This is a genomic window from Mycobacterium sp. 1165196.3 (genome assembly GCF_001673415.1).
Taxonomy (GTDB): Bacteria; Actinomycetota; Actinomycetes; order Mycobacteriales; family Mycobacteriaceae; genus Mycobacterium; species Mycobacterium europaeum_A.
In genome coordinates this window covers 91145-111677 of record NZ_LZLU01000096.1, presented here as the reverse complement: position 1 = coordinate 111677, position 20533 = coordinate 91145, and the positions used below count along the sequence as shown (strand labels likewise).

General features: G+C 69.4%; 17 protein-coding genes. 11 read left to right on the top strand and 6 right to left on the bottom strand.

Annotated elements, in window-relative coordinates:
* The coding region (locus tag A5659_RS10265; protein WP_156748962.1) for a FadR/GntR family transcriptional regulator at positions 1 to 787 on the bottom strand (787 nt) is incomplete at its 3' end.
* Between the two features lie 22 nt (positions 788 to 809).
* Positions 810 to 2003 (bottom strand): thiolase family protein, encoded by a 1194-nt coding sequence (locus tag A5659_RS10260; RefSeq protein ID WP_066881269.1) that lies wholly within the window; start codon positions 2001 to 2003, stop codon positions 810 to 812.
* Positions 2004 to 2059: 56 nt separating this feature from the next.
* Here A5659_RS10260 and A5659_RS10255 point away from each other — a divergent pair, with 56 nt between their 5' ends.
* A complete protein-coding gene (locus tag A5659_RS10255; protein WP_067138109.1) occupies positions 2060 to 2395 on the top strand; it encodes a Zn-ribbon domain-containing OB-fold protein in 336 nt (111 codons plus the stop codon).
* A 3-nt stretch (positions 2396 to 2398) separates the two neighbouring features.
* Here A5659_RS10255 and A5659_RS10250 read toward each other — a convergent pair whose 3' ends face one another.
* Positions 2399 to 4588 (bottom strand): acyl-CoA dehydrogenase, encoded by a 2190-nt coding sequence (locus tag A5659_RS10250; protein WP_067180785.1) that lies wholly within the window; start codon positions 4586 to 4588, stop codon positions 2399 to 2401.
* 132 nt (positions 4589 to 4720) lie between these two features.
* Positions 4721 to 5488, bottom strand: a complete 768-nt coding sequence (locus tag A5659_RS10245; RefSeq protein WP_066864782.1) for an SDR family NAD(P)-dependent oxidoreductase — start codon at positions 5486 to 5488, stop codon at positions 4721 to 4723.
* Positions 5489 to 5600: 112 nt separating this feature from the next.
* On the opposite strand from A5659_RS10245, the gene A5659_RS10240 reads away from it, so the two are divergent.
* From A5659_RS10240 to A5659_RS10220, 5 genes are all read left to right on the top strand, one after another.
* Positions 5601 to 7130 (top strand): ATP-dependent DNA ligase, encoded by a 1530-nt coding sequence (locus A5659_RS10240; protein ID WP_067180782.1) that lies wholly within the window; start codon positions 5601 to 5603, stop codon positions 7128 to 7130.
* A 54-nt stretch (positions 7131 to 7184) separates the two neighbouring features.
* A complete protein-coding gene (locus A5659_RS10235; protein ID WP_067180779.1) occupies positions 7185 to 9446 on the top strand; it encodes a carbon starvation CstA family protein in 2262 nt (753 codons plus the stop codon).
* Between the two features lie 100 nt (positions 9447 to 9546).
* A complete protein-coding gene (locus A5659_RS10230) occupies positions 9547 to 9849 on the top strand; it encodes a hypothetical protein (protein ID WP_066864791.1) in 303 nt (100 codons plus the stop codon).
* 183 nt (positions 9850 to 10032) lie between these two features.
* Positions 10033 to 11550, top strand: a complete 1518-nt coding sequence (locus tag A5659_RS10225; protein WP_067180773.1) for an Hsp70 family protein — start codon at positions 10033 to 10035, stop codon at positions 11548 to 11550.
* Between the two features lie 14 nt (positions 11551 to 11564).
* Positions 11565 to 12230: a nitroreductase family protein gene (locus A5659_RS10220; protein WP_067180769.1), complete on the top strand. Its 666-nt coding sequence runs from the start codon at positions 11565 to 11567 to the stop codon at positions 12228 to 12230.
* A gap of 11 nt (positions 12231 to 12241) precedes the next feature.
* On the opposite strand, the gene A5659_RS10215 is transcribed toward A5659_RS10220, so the two are convergent.
* On the bottom strand, positions 12242 to 13198 hold the full coding sequence (locus A5659_RS10215) for an LLM class F420-dependent oxidoreductase (RefSeq protein WP_066864801.1): 957 nt from the start codon (positions 13196 to 13198) through the stop codon (positions 12242 to 12244).
* 81 nt (positions 13199 to 13279) lie between these two features.
* Between A5659_RS10215 and A5659_RS10210 the strand changes: the two genes are divergently transcribed.
* The 5 genes from A5659_RS10210 to A5659_RS10190 all read left to right on the top strand — a co-directional run bounded on the left by A5659_RS10210 (position 13280) and on the right by A5659_RS10190 (position 19679).
* Positions 13280 to 15094 carry a glycoside hydrolase family 15 protein gene (locus tag A5659_RS10210; RefSeq protein WP_231997799.1) on the top strand — a complete coding sequence of 605 codons (1815 nt, stop codon included), beginning with the start codon at positions 13280 to 13282 and terminating at the stop codon, positions 15092 to 15094.
* Between the two features lie 141 nt (positions 15095 to 15235).
* Positions 15236 to 16444, top strand: coding sequence for an acetyl-CoA C-acetyltransferase (locus tag A5659_RS10205; RefSeq protein ID WP_156749114.1), 1209 nt, complete (start codon positions 15236 to 15238; stop codon positions 16442 to 16444).
* Positions 16445 to 16446: 2 nt separating this feature from the next.
* Positions 16447 to 17223 (top strand): enoyl-CoA hydratase/isomerase family protein, encoded by a 777-nt coding sequence (locus tag A5659_RS10200; RefSeq protein WP_067180818.1) that lies wholly within the window; start codon positions 16447 to 16449, stop codon positions 17221 to 17223.
* On the top strand, positions 17220 to 18362 hold the full coding sequence (locus A5659_RS10195; protein ID WP_067180823.1) for a CaiB/BaiF CoA-transferase family protein: 1143 nt from the start codon (positions 17220 to 17222) through the stop codon (positions 18360 to 18362). Before A5659_RS10200 ends, A5659_RS10195 begins: the two co-directional genes overlap by 4 nt.
* A gap of 21 nt (positions 18363 to 18383) precedes the next feature.
* Complete coding sequence (locus A5659_RS10190; protein ID WP_066881287.1) at positions 18384 to 19679, top strand: acyl-CoA dehydrogenase family protein; 1296 nt, start codon at positions 18384 to 18386, stop codon at positions 19677 to 19679.
* 13 nt (positions 19680 to 19692) lie between these two features.
* Here A5659_RS10190 and A5659_RS10185 read toward each other — a convergent pair whose 3' ends face one another.
* Positions 19693 to 20376, bottom strand: coding sequence for an MspA family porin (locus A5659_RS10185; protein WP_066881289.1), 684 nt, complete (start codon positions 20374 to 20376; stop codon positions 19693 to 19695).
* Positions 20377 to 20533: the final 157 nt, after the last annotated feature.

The window sequence follows — 20533 nt, the reverse complement described above, 5'->3', positions numbered from 1 at the left end:
GCAACTCAGCCAGTTTGCCCCGGGGCGCCTCGGAATCGAGTCGCCGGCGCGTCGCACGCCCCGGGCCGCCGTCGCCGGCGTGATGCCGCTGCAGCCAGCCGGTCACGGCCTCGACGTGTCGTTCCGACAGCGTCTTGGCGCGCGCCGAATCGCCGGCGGTGACGGCGGCGACGATCGCGGAGTGGTGGGCGTGCAGATGGTCGACCGCCTCGCTGGCCTCGGTTGCCGAATCCGTTCGCGACGCCAGGGCGTAGCGGGTGGTGAGCCGCATCAGGACGTCGATAAACAGTTGCAGCACCGGGTTTTTGGATTGCTCGGCCAGCGCGATGTGGAACTCGTCGCGCGGCGCCGGTAAGCCGGGCCGCCACTGCTGCTCGGCGTGCAGCACCGCACGCAGCCGCGCGATCCCGGCCTCGTCGATGCGCTCGGCGGCGAGCGAGGCCGCCAACGGCTCGAGCACGAGACGCGCATTGAGCAAGTCGCCCAGCGTCGTGCCGAGGTATTCGAGATAGATGACGACCGCGCGGGTGGCCGGTCCCGCGTCGGGCTCGCAGATGTACAGGCCGCCATTGGGTCCGCGGCGCATCCGCGCGACCTGATGGTGTTCGACCAGCCGCACGGCCTCGCGCAGCACCGACCGGCTCACCCCGAAGCGCTGCTGCAGGGCATGTTCGGATCCCAGCGATTCGCCGACCGCCCAGCCGCGGCGGACGATGTCGGCCTCGATGTCGCGGGCCACCAGCGAAGCGAGTTTGTTCGCCTGGCCGGTCGCGGGCTCCTCAGTCATCCGGGCTCGATCACGCTCGCGCTCAACAGGTCAGCAGCATGCACCCGGCGACGGGCCCACCGCCGACGGAGACCACGCCCACCTCGGGGCGGCGGGCGACCTGCCGCTCCCCCGCGTCGCCGCGCAACTGCAGACACCCTTCGTGCAGCGCCCAGTAGCCGTGCATGCGGCCGGCCGAAAGTTGGCCGCCGTAGGTGTTCAGCGGCAGCTGCCCGTCCCGGGCGATCCGCTCCCCACCCTCGACGAACGGGCCACCCTCGCCGTCACCGCAGATGCCGAGCGCTTCCAGCCAGGCCAGGGTGAGGTAGGTGAATCCGTCGTAGAGCTGGGCGACCTGGAGGTCGGCGGGTGTCAACGTCGTGCGCGACCACATCTGGGCCGCGGCATCCGACATCGCCATCTTGGGGTAGTCGGCGCGGTGAAACCAGCCACCGGCGCCGTCGGACCCGCCGATCGCCTCCACCTTCACCGCGCGGTGCGGACAGTCGGCGGCGTACTCCGCGTGCGACACCACCACCGCGATCGAGCCGTCGATCGGGACGTCACAGTCCAGCAGCCCGAGTGGGGTGGACACCAATCGCGCGCCCAGGTAGTCGGCCATCGTCATCGGATCCCGGTACACCGCACGGGAATTCAACGCGGCGTTGCGCCTGCCGTTGAGCGCGATCCAGCCCAGCTGTTCTTTGGTGGTCCCGTACAGCTCCATGTGACGGCGGCAGTTGAGCGCCAGCCAGTTGGCGGCCGAATAGGCATGCGCGGCAACCAGATCGTTGACGTCGTCCATCGCACCGACGGCCGGCTTCGGCTCGCCCTCGGGGGTTTCGAACATCCGCGCCAGCGGCGGGGCCGCGGCGTTCTCCTCCTGCTTGACCGGCACCGTGCCGCCGAGCATTTGTATCGTCCGGTACACGACGACGTGGCGGGCCCGGCGTTCGGCGACCGCGCGGCAGGCCGACATCACCGGCGAGAGCAGCCCGCCGGTGCCGAAGCCCGCACCGCAGTCCGCGGCGTCGATGTGCAGCTGGGCGTTGACGTCCGCGGCGGGCGTGTCTCCGAGGGTCGCGATGCCGTCGATGTCGGTCGCCGCAAGTCCGGCGTCCTCGATGGCGGCGCGCACCGCCTCCATGGTCAAGTCCAGACCGGGGATACCGGTGCGGCGGCCGATCCGGGAGATCCCGATGCCGGACAGGATCGCGTCTTTCTCGAAATGCGTCATGCACACCGCCCGTCAGACCACACCGCATCGAATCAATAGAGTGTACTGTATTCGTCGTGTCAGACGGGCCGCTGCTCATCGAGTACTGCGACGACTGTGCGCGCTGGGTGCATCCAGACAGCGGCGTATGCCGCGAGTGCGGGGGTTCGCTGCAGGCGCGGCCGGTTTCCGGGCGGGGCACCGTGTTCACCTACACGGTCAACCATCACTCCTACAACCCGGAGATCCCCACCCCCTACGTCATCGCCATCGTCGAGCTCGCCGAACAGAGCGGTCTGCGGGTCGCCGCCAATATCGTTGACTGCGAACCGGATTCGGTGATCTGCGGCATGCCCGTCGACCTGCGGCCAAAGCGTGGCAGCGGTGGCGCGGCGCAGTTCGCGCCGGCGTGACCCCTAGTTGATCAGCGGGTCGCGGGGCATGCCGAGGATCCGCTCGGCGATCTGATTGCGCGTCACCTCCGACGTGCCGCCCGCGATCGCCATGCCGCGGGCTCCCATCATCAGCCGGCCGGCCAGGGCGCCGGGACCGTCGGTCAGGGCGACCTCGGGACCCAGCAGCGCCGCCATGATCGCGGCGCCTTCCACCATGTGCTCGGCCAGCTTCAGCTTGGTGACGTTGCCTTCCGGTCCGGGGCCCGCGCCTTCCACGCTGCGCGCGGCGCGCCGCAGGTTCAGCAGCCGCAACGCGGTTTCCTCGGCGAGGTACGAGCCGACCCGAATCCGCCCGCCCGCCAACCGATCCGGGCGCTGCTCGGTCAGCTGCACCAGTTGGTCGGCCAGCCCCTCATAGAACGATCCGCTGCCGCCGATGCTGACTCGCTCGTTGCCCAGCGTCGCCCGCGCGACGGTCCATCCGGAGTTGGGCGTCCCGACGACGTCTTCGTCGGGGACGAACAGGTCGTTGAAGAAGACCTCGTTGAAGTCCGAACCGCCGGTGATCTGGCGCAGCGGCCGCACCTCGACCTCGGGCGCCTTCATGTCCACGATCACCGTGGTGATGCCGGCGTGCTTCGGGGCGTCGGGGTCGGTGCGCACCGTGGCCAGGCCGCGCGCACAGTAGTGCGCCCCGCTGGTCCACACCTTCTGGCCGTTGATCTTCCAGCCGCCGTCCACCCGGGTGGCCCGCGTCTTGATCGACGCGGCGTCCGAGCCGGCGTCGGGTTCGGAGAACAGCTGGCACCAGATCTCGTCCTTGCGCAGCGCCTTCTCCACGAATCTTTCGATCTGCCAAGGCGTTCCGTGCTGGATCAGGGTCAGGATCACCCAACCGGTGATCCCGTAGTCGGGACGCTTGATGCCGGCCGCGCGGAACTCCTCCTCGATCACCAGCTGCGCGACCGCGTCGGCCGCACGTCCCCACGGCTTGGGCCAGTGCGGCATCACGTAGCCGGTCTCGATCAGCTTGTCGCGCTGGGCCTCCTTGCTCAGCCCGGCGATCTCGGCGGCGTCGGCGCGGATGCCGGCGCGCAATTCCTCGGCTTCGGGCGGCAGGTCGAGGCTGTTCTCCCGGACAGCGCCGGCGGCGGTGCGCTCGAACACGTCGGCGGCGGGGGCGTCACCGCCGAACAGCGCCGCGCTCACCACCGCCCGGCGCAGATGCAGATGCGCATCGTGTTCCCAGGTGAAGCCGATGCCGCCGTGCACCTGGATGTTGAGTTCGGCGTTGCGGACGTAGGCGGGAAAGGCCAGCGTCGCGGCCACCGCGGCGATCAGGCGGAACTGCGCTTCGTCCTCGGATAAGTCCTCGGATGCCGCCCGGGCGGCGTCCCAGACGGCGGCGATCCCGGATTCCGCACCGACCAGCATGTTGGCGCAGTGATGCTTGACCGCTTGGAAGGTGGCGATGGTGCGGCCGAATTGCTGGCGCACCTTGGCGTAGTCGACAGCGGCGTCGACGCAGTCCGATGCCCCACCCACGGCCTCGGCGGCCAGCAGGGTGCGGGCGCGGGCCAGCGCCGATTGCCTTGCCCCCGTCAAGATGTCGTCGTCGCCGACGCGCACGTCGCGCAGGCGGACGCGTCCGGATCGCCGCGTCGGATCGAAGTTCTCCGGCACCTCGACCGAGACACCGTCGCGGCCGCGCTCGAGCACCAGCACGTCGTCGCCCGCGGCGATCAGCAACAGGTCGGCCAGCCCGGCGCCCAACACGATTCCGGCCTCACCGTCGGCTGTCCGACCGTTCGAGCCGTCGTTGATTCGCACCTGGCTGTCCAGCCCGATGCCCGCGGTGACCGTCCCGTCGATCAGGCCGGACAACAGCCGCGACTTCTGTTCGGCGGTACCGTCTTTGGCGATCACCGCGGACGCGATGACGGTGGGCACGAACGGTCCCGGCGCCACCGCGCGGCCGAGCTCTTCGATCACCACGACCAGTTCGGGCAGCCCGTACCCGGAGCCGCCGTACTCTTCCTCGACGTGCAGGCCGAGCCACCCCAGCTCGACCAGGTTCGCCCAGAACCCGGGCCGCGGCTCGTCCGAGGCGTCGAGCAGCGATCGGGCCGCCCACCGCGCCTTCTGCGAGGTCAAGAACCCGCGGGCCACCTCGGCCAGTTCACGATGGTCGTCGGTTATTGCGATACCCATCAGGGCCCTCCTCGCGCAGCATGCCGGCCGGGTGTGATCGCCCCAGAAGCTGGGTGGCCTGCCCCGCTTCGAGGGGAAGCGGGGCGGCTGCCTAAAGAGTGTACTTAATGCGGGGAGGGCCCCGACGGGGGGTTACTTGGGTGCGAACCGCTGCCCGGCGTCCAGGCGCAGACACTGTCCGTTGAGCATCGGGTTGTCCACGATGGCGGCGGCCAGCTTCGCGTACTCCTCGGGACGGCCGAGGCGCTTGGGGAACGCCGCGTCCTTGGTGAGCTGCGTGGCGAACTCGTCCGGAATGCCCTGCGTCAGACCGGTCGCGAACAGGCTCGGGGCGATGGCCAGCACCCGGATGCCCACCGAGCCCAGGTCGCGGGCCATGGTCAGGCACATGCCGGCGATGCCCGCCTTGGCGGCGGTGTAGGCGACCTGGCCGATCTGGCCCTCGTAGGCCGCGATGGAGGCGGTGTTGATGATGACGCCGCGCTCACCGGTGTCGGGGTCCTCGGGCTCGTTCTTGGCCATGTGCGCGGCGGCCAGCCGGCTGATGTTGAACGTGGCGATCAGGTTGAGGTCGATCACGGACTGGAAGGATTCGAGGTCGTGCGGACCGGACTTGGTCAGCGTCCGCTTGGCGATGCCGCCGCCCGCGGTGGTGATCACGACGTGCAATCCGCCGAGCTTGTCGACCGCGGCCTGCAGCGTCTCCTCGGTGCCGGTGAAGTCGGTGACGTCGACGGGATAGAAGGTACCGCCGACGCCCTCGGCGACCGTCTTGCCGTCGGAGCCCTCGCGATCGAGGATGGCGACATCCGCGCCGCGTTCATGCAGCAGCTCGGCGCTGGCACGCCCCATTCCCGATGCGCCGCCGATGACGACGACCTTCTTCCCGTTGATCTCCATCCGGACGTCTCCTTCTTGGGTTGTCAGATCCTGTGCAATCTGTAACGTTACGTAGGCACGCTAGCGTGTCCGCACTCCAGGCCTGTCACCGAGCCGTGCCAAGCTGGCAACCGTGCTCCTTCTCGACGTGGCCGCGACGTCATCCGACGTCTCGAGCACGTCGTCGCGGCTGACCAAAGTCGCCCACATCGCCGACCTGCTGCGCCGCGCCGCGCCGGATGGCGCGCTGGTCGCCGTCATCGTGTCGTGGCTGTCCGGCGAGTTGCGGCAACGCCAGATCGGCGTGGGCTGGGCGGCGCTGCGCTCGCGCCCGCCCGCGTCCCCACACGCCTCGCTGACCGTCGGCGGGGTCGACGCCACCTTCTCCCACATCGGCGCCGTGTCCGGCAAGGGCGCGCAGGCCCGGCGCGCCGCCCTGCTGAACGCATTGTTCGCCGCCGCCACCGACACCGAGCAGGCCTTCCTGCTGCGGCTGCTCGGCGGCGAGCTGCGCCAGGGCGCGCTGGCCGGGATCATGGCCGACGCGGTCGCCAAGGCCGCGGGCCTGCCGGCCGCCGCGGTGCAGCGCGCCGCGATGCTGGGCGGCGACCTGCCTGCGGTGGCGGCGGCCGCCCTGTCCGGTGCACCCGCGGCGCTGGACCAGTTCACCCTGCGGGTCGGCCGCCCGGTCGGCCCGATGCTGGCGCAGACCGCGACGAGCGTGGCCGACGCGATCGAACGCCACGGCGGCCCAACCATTTTCGAAGCCAAGCTGGACGGGGCGCGGGTGCAGATCCACCGCGCCGGTGACGAGGTCACCGTCTACACCAGGAGCCTGGACGACGTCACCGCCCGGCTGCCCGAGGTGGTGGAGGCCACGCTGGCACTGCCGGTCGATCACCTGATCGCCGACGCCGAGGCGATCGCGCTGCGGCCCGACAACTCACCGCAGCGCTTCCAGGTCACCGCCTCCCGCTTCGGCCGCTCCGTCGACATCGCCGCAGCCCTTGCCGCACAACAACTTTCGGTGTTCTTCTTCGACGTCCTGCATCGCGACGGCGTCGACCTGCTCGACGCCCCGACCGCCGACCGGCTGGCCGCCCTGGACGCGTTGGTGCCACCGGCGCAGCGGGTCGACCGGCTGCTCACCGCCGACCCCGCGGCGGCGGGCGCCTTCCTGGACGCGACGCTGGCCGCCGGGCACGAGGGCGTGATGGCCAAGGCGCCCGACGCGCCGTATCAGGCGGGGCGCCGCGGCGCCGGCTGGCTGAAGGTCAAGCCGGTGCACACGCTGGATCTGGTGGTGCTCGCGGTGGAGTGGGGCTCGGGGCGCCGCCGCGGCAAACTCTCCAACATCCACCTGGGCGCCCGCGATCCGGGCAGCGGCGAATTCATCATGGTGGGAAAGACTTTCAAGGGCATGACCGACGCCATGCTGGAGTGGCAGACCGCCCGGTTCAGCGAACTGGCCATCGACGGTACGGACGGTTACGTCGTCGAGGTCCGGCCCGAGCAGGTCGTCGAGATCGCCCTGGACGGCGTGCAGAAGTCGTCGCGCTACCCCGGCGGCCTGGCGCTGCGGTTCGCCCGCGTGGTGCGCTATCGCGACGACAAAAGCCCCGGCGAGGCCGACACCATCGACGCCGTGCGCGCGCTGTACTGAACGAGCCGCTTTCCGGCAGGCACAGTTCATTTTGCGCGCGTAGGGTTTCCGTCCGTGGCGATCACAGGGCACGACAACGACGTCAGCTACATCCACACCGGCGCAGACCTGCCGCCCGTCGCCATCGTCGACCGCTCCCCCATCACCGCGCGGCACAAGATCGTGTTCGCGATCATCGCGGTGCTCGGCGCCGTCGCCTGGGCGATCATCGCCTTCACGCGAGGCGAGACGGTCAACGCGGTGTGGTTCGTGGTCGCGGCGATCTGCACCTACCTCATCGGGTTCCGGTTCTACGCCCGCCTGATCGAGATGAAGATCGTCCGCCCGCGCGACGACCACGCCACGCCGGCCGAGGTTCTCGACGACGGCACCGATTACGTGCCGACCGATCGCCGGGTGTTGTTCGGCCACCACTTCGCGGCCATCGCGGGGGCCGGACCGCTCGTCGGCCCGGTGCTGGCCACCCAGATGGGCTACCTGCCGTGCAGCATCTGGATCGTCATCGGCGCGGTGTTCGCCGGCGCGGTGCAGGACTACCTGGTGTTGTGGATCTCCACCCGGCGGCGCGGGCGCTCGCTGGGACAGATGGCCCGCGACGAACTCGGCGCCACCGGCGGGGTGGCCGCGCTGCTCGGCGCGTTCGTCATCATGGTGATCATCATCGCGGTGCTGGCGCTGGTGGTGGTGCGGGGGCTGGCCCAGAGCCCCTGGGGCGTGTTCTCCATCGCCATGACCGTTCCCATCGCTGTGTTCATGGGCTGCTACCTGCGGTTCCTGCGCCCCGGCCGGGTCGCCGAGGTTTCGCTCATCGGTGTGGCGCTGCTGCTGCTGGCCGTGGCCGGCGGTGCCTGGATCGGCGAAACCCCTTGGGGTGCATCGTGGTTGAACCTGTCGGCGGTCACGGTGTCCTGGCTGATCATCGGCTACGGGTTCGTCGCGTCGGTGCTGCCGGTGTGGTTGCTGCTCGCCCCGCGCGACTACCTGTCGACGTTCATGAAGGTCGGCGCCATCGCGCTGCTCGCGGTCGGCATCTGCATCGCCCGCCCGGTCATGCAGGCGCCCGCGGTGTCGCAGTTCGCGTCCCGCGGCGACGGGCCGGTGTTCCCCGGCGCGCTGTTCCCGTTCCTGTTCATCACCATCGCCTGCGGGGCGCTGTCCGGATTTCACGCTCTGATCTCGTCGGGGACCACGCCCAAGCTGCTGGAGAAGGAAAGCCAAATGCGGCTGATCGGCTACGGCGGCATGCTGACCGAATCGTTCGTCGCGGTCATGGCGCTGATCAGCGCGGCGGTCCTGGACCAGCACGTGTACTTCGCGCTCAATGCGCCGGCCGCGCAGACCGGCGGCACCGCGGCCACCGCCGCGCACTACGTCAACGGCCTCGGGTTGCGCGGCGCCCCGGCGACCGCGGACCAGCTCACCGCGGCCGCCGCCGGGGTGGGCGAGAAGTCGATCGTGTCGCGCACCGGCGGGGCGCCGACGCTGGCGGTCGGCATGTCCGAGGTGCTCTACCGGGTGTTCGGCGGTGCCGGCCTCAAGGCGTTCTGGTACCACTTCGCGATCATGTTCGAGGCGCTGTTCATCCTCACCGCCGTCGACGCCGGCACCCGCGTCGCCCGCTTCATGCTCTCCGACACCCTCGGAAACCTCGGCGGACCCCTCACCAAGCTGCGCAGCCCGAGCTGGCGCCCGGGCGTGTGGCTGTGCAGCCTGGCGGTGGCCGCGGCCTGGGGCGGCATCCTGCTGATGGGGGTGACCGATCCGCTGGGCGGCATCAACACGCTGTTTCCGCTGTTCGGCATCGCCAACCAGTTGCTCGCCGCGATAGCGCTGACCGTGATCACGGTCATCGTCATCAAGAAGGGCCTGCTGAAGTGGGGGTGGATCCCCGGTATCCCGTTGCTGTGGGATCTCGCGGTCACGCTGACGGCGTCGTGGCAGAAGATCTTCTCTCCCGACCCGGCCGTCGGCTACTGGACGCAGCACTCGACGTACCTGGCGGCCAGGCAGGCGGGCAAGACGGTGTTCGGTTCGGCCAAGAACGCGCACCAGCTCGACGACGTCATCCGCAACACCCTCATCCAGGGCACGCTGTCCATCCTGTTCGCGGTGGCCGTCGTCATCGTCGTGATCGCCGGGGCCGTGGTCGCTCTCGGGGCGATCCGCGGGCCCGGCCGGCCGCTGACCGAGGACGACCCGGTGCCCTCGAAGTTCTTCGCCCCCTCGGGTCTGATCCCCACCGCCGCCGAGCGCGAATTACAGCGGCAATGGGACGAGCTGCCGAAGCGCGGGAGCGAGTCGCGCACAGATAGGTAGTCGACTACGCGTGCGTACCGGTGGGCACCGACCGTACGTTAACCGCATCAGCGGCCGAACTACCTGGTCAACGCGGCCGCACGCGAAGAAGGTGAACGAAATGCTGGTCACGCCAACGGGACTGCGGACCTCACCCCGCACTGCCAACGAGCCCACCGCACCACCGTCCTCGGCGGCGCCCTCGGTCGAGGTGGCCCCCGCCGAGGTACTGATCACCACCCAGCAGGTGCTCTTCGGCGCCGCCGTTGTCCAGGGGGCGCGTCGTGCCCCCCTCGCCCGCCGCATCGGCGCCGCGCTGCGGCGGATGGCCGCGAACGCGAACACGCCGCGCCATCCCCACCCCCCGAGGTACTACGGCTACATCGAGGACGCCCGCATGGCACGCGCGATGGACCGGCTGTGAACGCAACCATCAGCGTCGTCTGCGCCGGGTTGATGGTGCTGCTGGCGATGGGGACCTACAACCTGCAGTGGTGGCTCGAGCGCAACGACTACGAGCGCCATTTCGAGGACTGACTCCAACGCGGACGGCACGCCGGGCAAAAAGGTTGTGCCCAAGCCCGCGCCGCGGTCCTAAACTTGCGCGATGAGAGTCGGTATCGACTTCGGCACCACCCACACCGTCGTCGCGGCCGTCGATCGCGGCAACTATCCCGTCGTCTCCTTCGAGGGCGACGATGCGTGGCCGTCGCTGATCGCCGCCAACGCCGCCGGGCAGTTGCGCTTCGGCCCGGACGCGGCCGCCGTTCGCCACGACCCGGCATGGTCGGTGCTGCGCTCGTTCAAGCGCCTGCTCAACGACGCCGGACCGCAGACCGAAGTCAGCCTGGCCGGGCGCGCCTATCGGCTGGCCGACCTGCTCACCGGCTTCCTGTCTCAGCTGAAAACCGCTCTGCAGCGCACCTCGAACGTCACCCCCTCCCCGGGCGAAGCCATCGAGGCCGCGATCAGCGTGCCGGCCAACGCCTCGAGCGCCCAGCGCCTGCTCACCCTGGACGCCTATGTGGCCGCCGGTTTCCGGGTCGTCGCGCTGCTCAACGAACCGTCGGCCGCCAGCCTGGAATACGCCCACCGGTACCGCTCTACCATCACCGCCAAACGCGAATACGTGCTCATCTACGACCTCGGGGGCGGCACGTTCGACGCGTCGCTGCTGAAGATGACCGGACACGCCAACGAGGTGGTGGTCAGCGAGGGCATCCAGCGCCTCGGCGGTGACGACTTCGACGACGCGATCGTCGAGCTCGTGCTGGCCGGCGCCGGCCTGCCCGGCCTCGACCCGGCACAGCGCGACCTGTTGGCCGAGGAGTGCGCCACCCGCAAGGAGTCCGTCGGGCCGCAGACGCGCCGCTTCCTGGTGGACCTGTCCCCGCTCGATCGGCCTCCCTTCTCCTGCCCCATCGACGACGTCTACGGCGTGTGCGCACCGCTGGTCGACCAGACGATGGCGCTGCTGCGCCGCGTCCTGCACGATCCGGCGCGCGGACGCACGGACGTGGACTGGTCGGAGGTTGCGGGCATCTACGTCGTCGGCGGGGCGGGCGGTTTCCCGCTGGTGTCGCGCATGCTGCGCACCACCTTCGGCGAGAAGCGGGTGAAACGCTCGCCGCATCCCTTCGCCGCCACGGCCATCGGCCTTGCAGTCTTCCTCGACAAGGAGTCCGGTTTCGCACTGTCCGAACGCTTTTCGAGGAATTTCGGGGTGTTCCGGGAGGCCGAGGCGGGCGCCGGGGTCGTCTTCGACCCCATCGTGTGCAAGGACGTTTCGCTGCCGGCCGACGGGCGTTCCCCGCTGGTGGTGAAGCGCAAATACCGAGCGGCGCACAACATCGGGCACTTCCGCTTCGTGGAGTGCAGCCGGCTGGTCAACGGGCGGCCGGACGGCGACGTCACGCCGTATGACCCGGTGCTGTTTCCATTCGACCCGGCCCTGCACGACCGAGACGACCTGCGGCGTCAGCCGGTCGGCCGCTGGACCGACGGACCCGACGTGGAGGAACGCTACGTCATCGCCCCCAGCGGTGCCGTGGAGGTGACGCTGACGACGCACCCGGCGGGGTTCGAACGCACCTTCCGCCTGGAGCGGCGCGCGTCCGCGAGTTGATGAGCCATCCCGCCATGCAGCTGTACGACGTGATGCGAACGACCTTCGCGGCACGGGAATTCACCGACGACCCGCTGCCCGACGAGGTGCTGAGCCGCATCTTCGAGCACGCCCGGTTCGCTCCCAGCGGTGGCAACCGGCAGGGCGCCCACGTCACCGTGGTGCGCGGCGAGGCGATCCGCCGGCGGCTGGCCGAGCTCGGCAAGCCCGCGGCCCGCCGTTACTTCGCCCAGCTGCAGGCGGGCGAAAACCCTTGGAACTCGGTGCATCCCAGCGGCGTGCCGCAAGACGTCATTGACGCAACCGAGGTCCCCGACACGTTCGTGGCACCGATCGCCAAAGCGCCTGTCGTCCTTGTGGTTTCGGTGGACTTGGCCGTCGTCGCGGCCGTCGATCAGGACCTGGACCGCGTCGGCATCGCCGGGGGCGCGTCGGTTTACCCGCTGATCTGGAACATCTTGCTCGCCGCGCGCGGCGAGGGTTACGGCGGCACCATCACGACGATGGCCATCGCGGCCGAAGATCACGTCCGTCGCCTGCTGGGCATCCCCGACCAGCATGCGGTGGCCGCGGTCGTGCCGCTGGGAAAACCGGTGCGGCAGTTGACCAAGCTGCGCCGGCGGCCGGTCGCGGAGTTCATCACTCGTGATCGATTCGACGGCCCGGCGTGGTGCGGGTGATCGGCTGAGCCCTACCCGCGCACCTGGGGCAGCACGTCACGCTGCCACGCCGCGAAGAACCCGTCCATGTCGGGACCGATCTGCTGCACGTAGATCTCGTCGACGTCGGCGTCGATGTACTCGCGCACCTGCGCGACGTGCTTGTCGGGGTCCGGGCCACAGGCCACGCTCTCGCCGACGGTCTCCGTAGGCACCAGCGACTGCAGCGCGGCGAAATCCTTGGGCCGGGGCAGGATTTGGGACGTCTGGCCGGGCAACCCCTCGTTGGCCCACAACCGGTGCGCGGTTTTCAGCGCGGCGTCGGCGTCGGCGTCCCAGCACACCTTCGTTCCGCCCTGCACCGGCTTGTTGCCGCCCCCGGCCTCGCGGAACTGCTTGACCAGGTCCCCGTCGGGCATGGCGATGCTGTAGCCGTCGCCGATGCGGGCGGCCAGCTCCACGGCCTGCGGGCCGAATGCCGAGACGTAGATCGGCACCGGCTGCTCGGGCCGGGTGTAGACCTGGGCCTCCTGCACCTCGTAGTGCTTGCCGTGGTGGCTGACCTCGCCGCCCTTGTGCAGCTTGCGAATGACGTCGATCGCCTCCTCGAGCATCTCGAGCCGCACACCGGCCGACGGCCAGGGGTCGCCCAGGATGTGCTCGTTGAGCGCCTCGCCGCTGCCGACCCCCAGCACGAAGCGCCCGTCTAGCTGCACGGCCGCGGTGGCCGCGGCCTGCGCGATGATCGCCGGGTGGATCCGAATGGTCGGGCAGGTGACGGCGGTGCTGACCGGTAACGACGTCGCCTCCGACAACGCACCGATCACTCCCCACACGAACGGGCTCTGACCCTGCTCGTCATTCCAGGGGTGATAGTGGTCGGAGATCCACAGCGCGTCGAATCCCGCGTCCTCGGCCCGCTTGGCCTGGTCGATGAGCTCCTTCGGGCCGAATTGCTCGCAGGTGAGAAAGTATCCGATCTTGGTCATGGCGCCCGGCTACCCGCTGCGCGCCCGGTTATGCACCCACCGCGCCGTTTACCTGCGGCGTGTGGGGGAACCCGTTCCTACGTGCCGGCGCCAGAACTTGATACCGAGACCTCGGCGCCAACCGAATCTCCTTACCGCACAGCCGGTTTCGCGGCGCTGAGCAGCTATGCGGCGATCGGTGACGGCCGCACGGTGGCGCTGGTGGCCGAAGACGGCGCCATTGATTGGTTTCCGATTCCGGATTTGGATTCGCTCCCGGTATTCGCCGCGCTGCTCGACCAACCCAACGGCGGACGCCTGGACCTGACGCCGACCGTCCCGTTTCACACGCGGCGGCGTTACCTGCCGAAGACCAACGTGCTGGAAACGACCTTCGTCACCGAGTCGGGACGGGTCCGGGTCACCGACGCGCTGAACATCGGCTTCGGTGGCCGGCTGCCGTGGACCGAACTCGCCCGCCGCGTGGAGGGCCTCGACGGGACGGTGCCGATGCGCTGGCGGGTCGCGCCGGGGACCTGCTTCGACCATTCCTCGCCGTGGGCGCGGCGCACCCCGCACGGCGCGGTGCTGCGAGCCGGGTCGCTCAACGTGGGCGTGTGTGTCTCGGAGCAGCTCGACGTCGAGTGGACCGACCAGACGGCGTCCGGAACGTTCACCGCGACGGCCGGCCTGCGGAGGCTGATCGGCCTGGTCGCCTCGGAGTCCGAACCGCTGATGCTGTCGTCGGCGTCCGACATCGACGAGGGGCTGGACAAGACCATCGCGTTCTGGCGGAACTGGTCCGGGCAGTTCGAATGCCCCGAGTCGTGGGCCGAGGCGGTGCGCCGCAGTGTGTTGCTGCTCAAGCTGCTCATCTTCAGTCCGACCGGCGCCATCGCGGCGGCCGCGACCACCTCGCTGCCCGAACGGATGTCGGGCGGAAAGAATTGGGACTACCGCTTCGCATGGATCCGCGATACCGCATACACGCTGTCCGCCTTGCGCCGCTTCGGGATTCGCGAGGAGACGCACGCCGCCGTGGCTTGGCTGCTGCGAACCGTCCGCCGGCACATTCCCGATGTGGGTGTCTTCTACTGCCTCGACGGTTCACCGCCTCCCCCGGTGAGCCGGTTCGAGGCGGCCGGCTGGCGCGGAATCGGCCCGGTGGTGACCGGTAACCGCGCCGACGGGCAGCTGCAGCTGAGCATCTTCGCCGACCTCTTTGACACAGTGCGGCTCTACGTCGACAGCGGCCACGTCCTGGATACCGAAACCGGCCATCTGCTGGCGGATTTCGCAGATCGGGCGTGCGACGCCTGGCGCCACCGCGACGCCGGCATGTGGGAATTGCCGCGGCAAGAGCACTACACGACGTCCAAGCTCGGCTGTTGGCAGGCGCTGCGGTGCGCGGTCTACCTGGCCGACCAGGGCCAGATTCCCGGCGACCCCGGCCGCTGGGCCGGCGAGGCCGAGCGGATCAGCGATTGGGTGCAGCGCCACTGCTGGAGCGACGACCTGGGCAGCTACGAATGGTTTCCGGGCAGCGGTCAGCTGGACGCGTCGATTCTGCTGCACGCCGGCAGCGGGTTTGACCGTGGCGAACGGATGTCCGCCACGATCGACGCACTACGTCGCGAGTTAGGCTGCGGACCTTTACTTTTCCGGTTCAGTGGCGCGCGTGAGGAGGAACGCGAAGGGGCGTTCGTCGCATGCTCGTTCTGGGCCGTCTCGGCGCTGCACCATGTGGGTCGCGCGTCCGAGGCCCGTGACCTGATGGCCGAACTCGTCGAGCTGACCAACGACGTCGGCGTGTTGCCCGAAATGATCGATGCCGACGACCGCTCGTTCATGGGCAACCTGCCGCAGGGCCTCAGCCACCTCGCGTTGATCGGGGCGGCGCTCGACCTGGAGTCGTGACGACCTGGGGCCCCGAACGAGAACAGCTTCGCCAATTTGGAGAAGGAGGTTCTCCACTGCCGAGAGACGGATTACGATCGCTGGTGACCTGTGCCGGTCTCGTCCGAACCACAACGATCGGAGTCCCTCATCGACGCCTGGATTCTCGACGCGGTCCGCACGCCCCGCGGGCGCGGCCGCCCCGACGGCGGACTGCACGGCGTGCACCCGCAGGCCCTGCTCGCGCGGTGCCTGACCGCACTGGCCGAGCGGGTCGGCTTCGACCCGGCCGACGTCGACGACGTGATCGCGGGCAACGGCATCCTGTCCGGAGACCACGGCGACGACATCGCCCGCCTGTCGGTGCTGCTGGCCGGCTGGCCGCAGAGCGTGCCCGGGATGACGCTGAGCCGATTCTGCGGGTCGGGTCAGCAGGCGGTGACCGTGGCGGCCTCGGCGATCGCCGCCGGCAGCGAGAATCTGATGATCGCCGGCGGCGTCGAATCCATGTCACGCTGGGACGTCACCGCGGGAGTCCCGACCATCGACGGCAACAACGCGGATCTTCGTGCGCTGTATCCGACCGTCCCGCAGGGTATTTCGGCCGACCTGATCGCCACCCTGGAGGGATTCGACCGCGAGACCGTCGACGCCTACGCCGCGCAGAGCCAGCGCCGCGCCGGCGCGGCCATCGAGCAGGGCCGCTTCGAGCGGTCGCTGGTCGACGTGCCGACTCCGCACGGTCACGTCGAACGCGACGAGCATCCCCGCCCCGGTACCACCACCGAGTCGCTGGCACGCCTGAAACCGGCCTTCGCCGCGCTGGGCGCCGCGTGCGCCGACGGCGAGCAACGCACGTTCGACGAGATCTGCCTGCAGCGCTACCCGGACATCGACCGCATCGATCACGTGCACCATGCGGGCAACTCGTCCGGTGTCGTCGATGGCGCCGCGGCGGTTGCGCTGGCCTCGTCGAACTGGATGCACACCCATCGGGTCACGCCGCGCGCGCAGATCAGGGCCACCGCGGCCATCGGCAGCGAACCGATCATCATGCTCACCGCCCCCGGCCCCGCGGCCCAGCGATGTCTTCAGCGGGCGGGCATGACCGTGGCCGACATCGATCTGTGGGAGATCAACGAGGCCTTCGCCGCCGTCCCGCTCAAGACGATGCGCGACCTCGACATCGACCCCGAGCTGGTCAACGTCAACGGCGGGGCGATCGCGCTCGGGCACCCCATCGGCGCCACCGGCGCCATGCTGATCGGCACCGTCCTGGACGAGCTCGAACGTCGTGACCTGACAACGGGTCTGGTCACCATGTGCACCGGCGGCGGGATGGGCACGGCGACGATCATCGAGCGGGTGTGAACGTGGCGGACACCGTTTCCCTCGAACGGCCCTGTGACGGGGTCGCCGTCCTGCGGCTGAATCGCCCGCAGCGGCTCAACGCCATCAACGAGGCGATGCAGACCGAATTGCGCGACGGTCTCGGCGATCTGGCCGCCGAGCCGGCCGTACACGCCGTGGTGCTGACCGGCGCCGGACGCGGGTTCTGTGCGGGCATCGACGTGCGCGACTTCGGCCCCTCGATGCTCGAAGCGAGCGCACCCGCGTTGGACCGGATGCGCTTCCAGGAAAGGATGGCCGCCCTCGCCGAAGCGGTGCGCGCGTTGCCGCAGCCCGTCATCGCGGCGGTCAATGGCCCCTGCGTTGGCGCCGGACTCGCGCTGTGCCTGGCCGCCGACATCCGAATCTGTTCGGCGGCAGCATCTTTCGCCAATGCCGCCATCCTGCTCGGGCTCTCGGGTGCCGAGATGGGCATGAGCTACCACCTGCCGCGCATCGTCGGCACCAGCGTGGCCGCCGACTGGATGCTGTCCGGTCGCACCGTTTCGGCCACCGAGGCCGACCGTCGCGGGCTGGTCAGTGAGGTAGTCGAGCCGGACCGACTGGCCGACCGCGCGGTCGAGCTGGCGTCGCTGATCGCCGGCCACGCCCCGCTGAGCGCGCAACTGACCAAGCGCGCCCTTCAAATCAACACCGACGCCGCGAGCCTGGCGTCGGCGATGGAACTGGAAAACCGCAACCAGGTGATTTCCCACGCCACCGACGAGGCGGCGCAGCGCCGCAAGAAGTGGTCGTCATGACCGGTCCGCTGCGCGGTGTGCGCATCGTCATGATGGGCGGCTTGGGGCCCGCACCGCTGTGCGGAATGCTGTTGGGCGACTTGGGCGCCGAAGTCATCCGCATCGACGCGCTGGCCGGTGTCGACGGTCCGCCGCCCGTCGACCACACGGTCCGCCGCAGCCAGCGGTCACTGGCCGCCGATGTGAAGGACCCACGCGGGCGCGACCTCGTCCACCGCCTGACCGCCGACGCCGATGCCTTCGTGGACGTGTACCGGCCTGGGGTGGTCGAACGCCTGGGCATCGGCCCGGATGCGTTGCGGACGCGCAACCCCCGGCTGGTCTATGCCCGCATGACCGGCTACGGACAGGACGGGCCCTTGGCCGGTCACGCCGGGCATGACATCAATTACCTTGCGCTCACGGGCGCCCTGCACGCCATCGGCACCGCCGAATCACCGGTGCCGCCCTTGAATCTCGTCGGCGATTACGGCGGCGGCGCAATGCTATTGGCGGTCGGGCTGCTCAGCGCGATCCTGGAGGCCCGCCAGTCGGGTCAGGGGCAGGTGCTCGACGTGGCGATGGTCGACGGCGTCGCCGCGCTGCTGGCACCGTATTTCGGCATGCTGTCGGCGGGCACGTGGCGCGACCGGCGTCAGGACAATCTGCTCGACGGCGCCGCGCACTTCTACGGCACCTACGCCACGGCCGACGGGGGCCACATGGCCGTCGGCGCCATGGAGCCGAAGTTCTACGCCGAACTGTGCGATCGGCTCGGCGTGGACGTGCCGCACGATGACGACGATCCGACGGCGTGGGCCGGCCACCGGGCCGCACTGGCCGCGCGCTTTGCCGAGAAGTCCCGCGCCGAGTGGGAGCGCCTGCTGGGCACGCCGGGATGCTGTGCGACACCGGTGCTTTCGCTGACCGAGGCGCCGCGGCATCCACACAACGTCGCGCGGCGCACGTTCGTCGAGCTTGACGGCCTCACCCAGCCGGCACCGGCCCCGCGCTTCTCCCGGACCCGTCCGGCCACGCCCGCGCCTCCGTCGCTTCCCGGCGATCACACCCGCGCGGTGCTGCGCGAGCTGGGCCTGGCCGCCAACGACATCACCGCGCTGGAGGATGCCGGCGTGGTGGCCCAGAGCAGTGCAAAGTGACCGATCCAGAGAGGACGACACATGTCGTGGGACTTCTCCACCGACCCGGAGTGGGCCGAACAACTGCAGTGGGTCGAAGGCTTCGTGCGCGAGGAGTGCGAGCCGATCGACTTGATTGTCACCGAATCCCACGACCTCAATGACCCGGTGCGTCAGGCGCTGATCCCGCCGCTGCAGGACATCGTGAAAAAGCGCGGGCTGTGGGCGACCCACCTCGGCCCGCACCTGGGCGGTCCGGGCTATGGGCAGGTGAAATTGGCGCTGCTCAACGAGATTCTGGGGCGCTCGGAATGCGCGCCGATCGTCTTCGGGTCACAGGCCCCCGATTCGGGCAACAGCGAAATCCTGGCGCACTACGGCACACCCGAGCTCAAAGAGCGCTATCTGGAGCCGCTGCTGGACAACCGCATCATCTCCTGTTTCTCGATGACCGAGCCACAGGGCGGCGCCGACCCGAAGGTGTTCCGCACCACCGCCGTACAAGACGGTGATCACTGGGTCATCAACGGGGAGAAGTGGTTTTCGTCGTTCGCCTCGATGGCGTCGTTCCTGATCGTGATGGCGATGACCGATCCCGACGCGCCGCCCTACGAGCGCTACTCGATGTTCGTCGTCCCCGGCGACACCCCCGGCATCAACGTGCTGCGCGACGTCGGGCTGGGATACCAGCCGATCGGCGGTGGGCGTGAGGGTTATGTGCGCTACGACAACGTCCGGGTGCCCGCCGAAAACATGCTGGGGCCGCGCGGCGGGGCGTTCGTCGTCGCGCAGACCCGCCTGGGCGGCGGGCGGATTCACCACGCGATGCGCACCGTGGGACTGGTCCGGCGGATCTTCGACATGATCTGCGAACGGGCCGCGTCGCGCTACACCCAGGGCGAGGTGCTGGCCAACAAGCAGCTGGTGCAGGAGATGGTCGCTGACTCGTGGATGGAGATCGAGGCGTTTCGGCTGCTGACGCTCCAAACAGCTTGGAAGATCGACCAATTCAACGACTACAAGGCCGTCCGGGCCGACATCTCGGCGGTCAAGGCGATGATGCAGAAGGTGCTGCACGACGTGTCATCGCGGGCGCTTCAGTTGCACGGCTCGTTGGGCACCACCCACGAGATGCCGTTCGTGCAGTATCTGGTCGAGTCGTTCGTGCTCGGGCTGGCCGACGGCCCGACCGAAGTGCACAAGGTCACGCTTGCGCGCCTGTTGCTGAAGGACCGTGAACCCGCGCCGGATCTGTTTCCCTCCGAACATCTGCTGCGGTTGCGGGCGGCCGCCGAGGCCAAGTTCGCCGACAAGCTGGCGGGCATCCCCCGGGGCTGAGCGGCGAGCCCGCTCAGACTTTCTTGGTGACGCCGACGTAGGACAGCACCACATCGGATTGGTCGGTCACTCGATTGAGCACCGCGTAGGAGCGGATGAACGACTCACCCACGCAACCGTCGATCTTGACGTGGAAGTTGCTGACCATCACCCAGGGATCCGGTGCCCTGAACTGTTTCTTGACCACCGGCACCACGACGACCAGGCCCGGCTTGAGCCCCACGTTGAGGATGCCCGCGATCGGGGCGACGACCAACGGAAGCACGTCTCCCGGCACTCCGGTCACCGGTCCGGTCACACCCGGGGTGATACCGGCGCTGCCACCGATCGTGACGCCGTCCGACGTGCTCATGTCGATGCCACAGCCGATCTCATAGCCCACCTCGAGGACGCCCTGGGGCGGTCCCGGCCCGATGAGGGAGCCGACGAATATCCCGCTGGCGACGTATTCGCGGGACGACACCGCGGTGGTCAACGGTGCCACCGGAACCTGCTGCTCGTCGCGGGCGCCCAGACCGAGGGTCCAGCCGTCGGGGGTGTGCAGGACTGCGGGGGGATTCGAGGGAATCGCTCCCTCGGCCTCCGGCGCCGCTTCCGCAGCAACCGGGGCGGCGTCGGGATCCGCGCATGTCGACGGCGCCGTAGGCAGCGAAACGGCCAGGCAGGCGGCGGCCACCAGGGCGCGACGAACGACCACGGCAATCGGCCTCACGGGCGACACCGTACGCACCCGGCGTTTCGAGTCACGAGATTTGCTGGGCGGCCCACCGAAGTCGTTGTGGGTTTGTAACTGTTACGCGATATGCGGTCAACGGTAGAATCGGCGTTTCAGCAGCCAGCAATTCGGCCAGAAA

What these genes read in the sequence shown, in the direction of transcription:
- A5659_RS10260 (WP_066881269.1), bottom strand. Translation starts at nt 2,003, where the DNA reads ATGACGCATTTCGAGAAAGACGCGATCCTGTCCGGCATCGGGATCTCC.
- A5659_RS10250 (WP_067180785.1), bottom strand. Translation starts at nt 4,588, where the DNA reads ATGGGTATCGCAATAACCGACGACCATCGTGAACTGGCCGAGGTGGCC.
- A5659_RS10245 (WP_066864782.1), bottom strand. Translation starts at nt 5,488, where the DNA reads ATGGAGATCAACGGGAAGAAGGTCGTCGTCATCGGCGGCGCATCGGGA.
- A5659_RS10230 (WP_066864791.1), top strand. Translation starts at nt 9,547, where the DNA reads ATGCTGGTCACGCCAACGGGACTGCGGACCTCACCCCGCACTGCCAAC.
- A5659_RS10225 (WP_067180773.1), top strand. Translation starts at nt 10,033, where the DNA reads ATGAGAGTCGGTATCGACTTCGGCACCACCCACACCGTCGTCGCGGCC.
- A5659_RS10220 (WP_067180769.1), top strand. Translation starts at nt 11,565, where the DNA reads ATGCAGCTGTACGACGTGATGCGAACGACCTTCGCGGCACGGGAATTC.
- A5659_RS10215 (WP_066864801.1), bottom strand. Translation starts at nt 13,198, where the DNA reads ATGACCAAGATCGGATACTTTCTCACCTGCGAGCAATTCGGCCCGAAG.
- A5659_RS10195 (WP_067180823.1), top strand. Translation starts at nt 17,220, where the DNA reads ATGACCGGTCCGCTGCGCGGTGTGCGCATCGTCATGATGGGCGGCTTG.
- A5659_RS10190 (WP_066881287.1), top strand. Translation starts at nt 18,384, where the DNA reads ATGTCGTGGGACTTCTCCACCGACCCGGAGTGGGCCGAACAACTGCAG.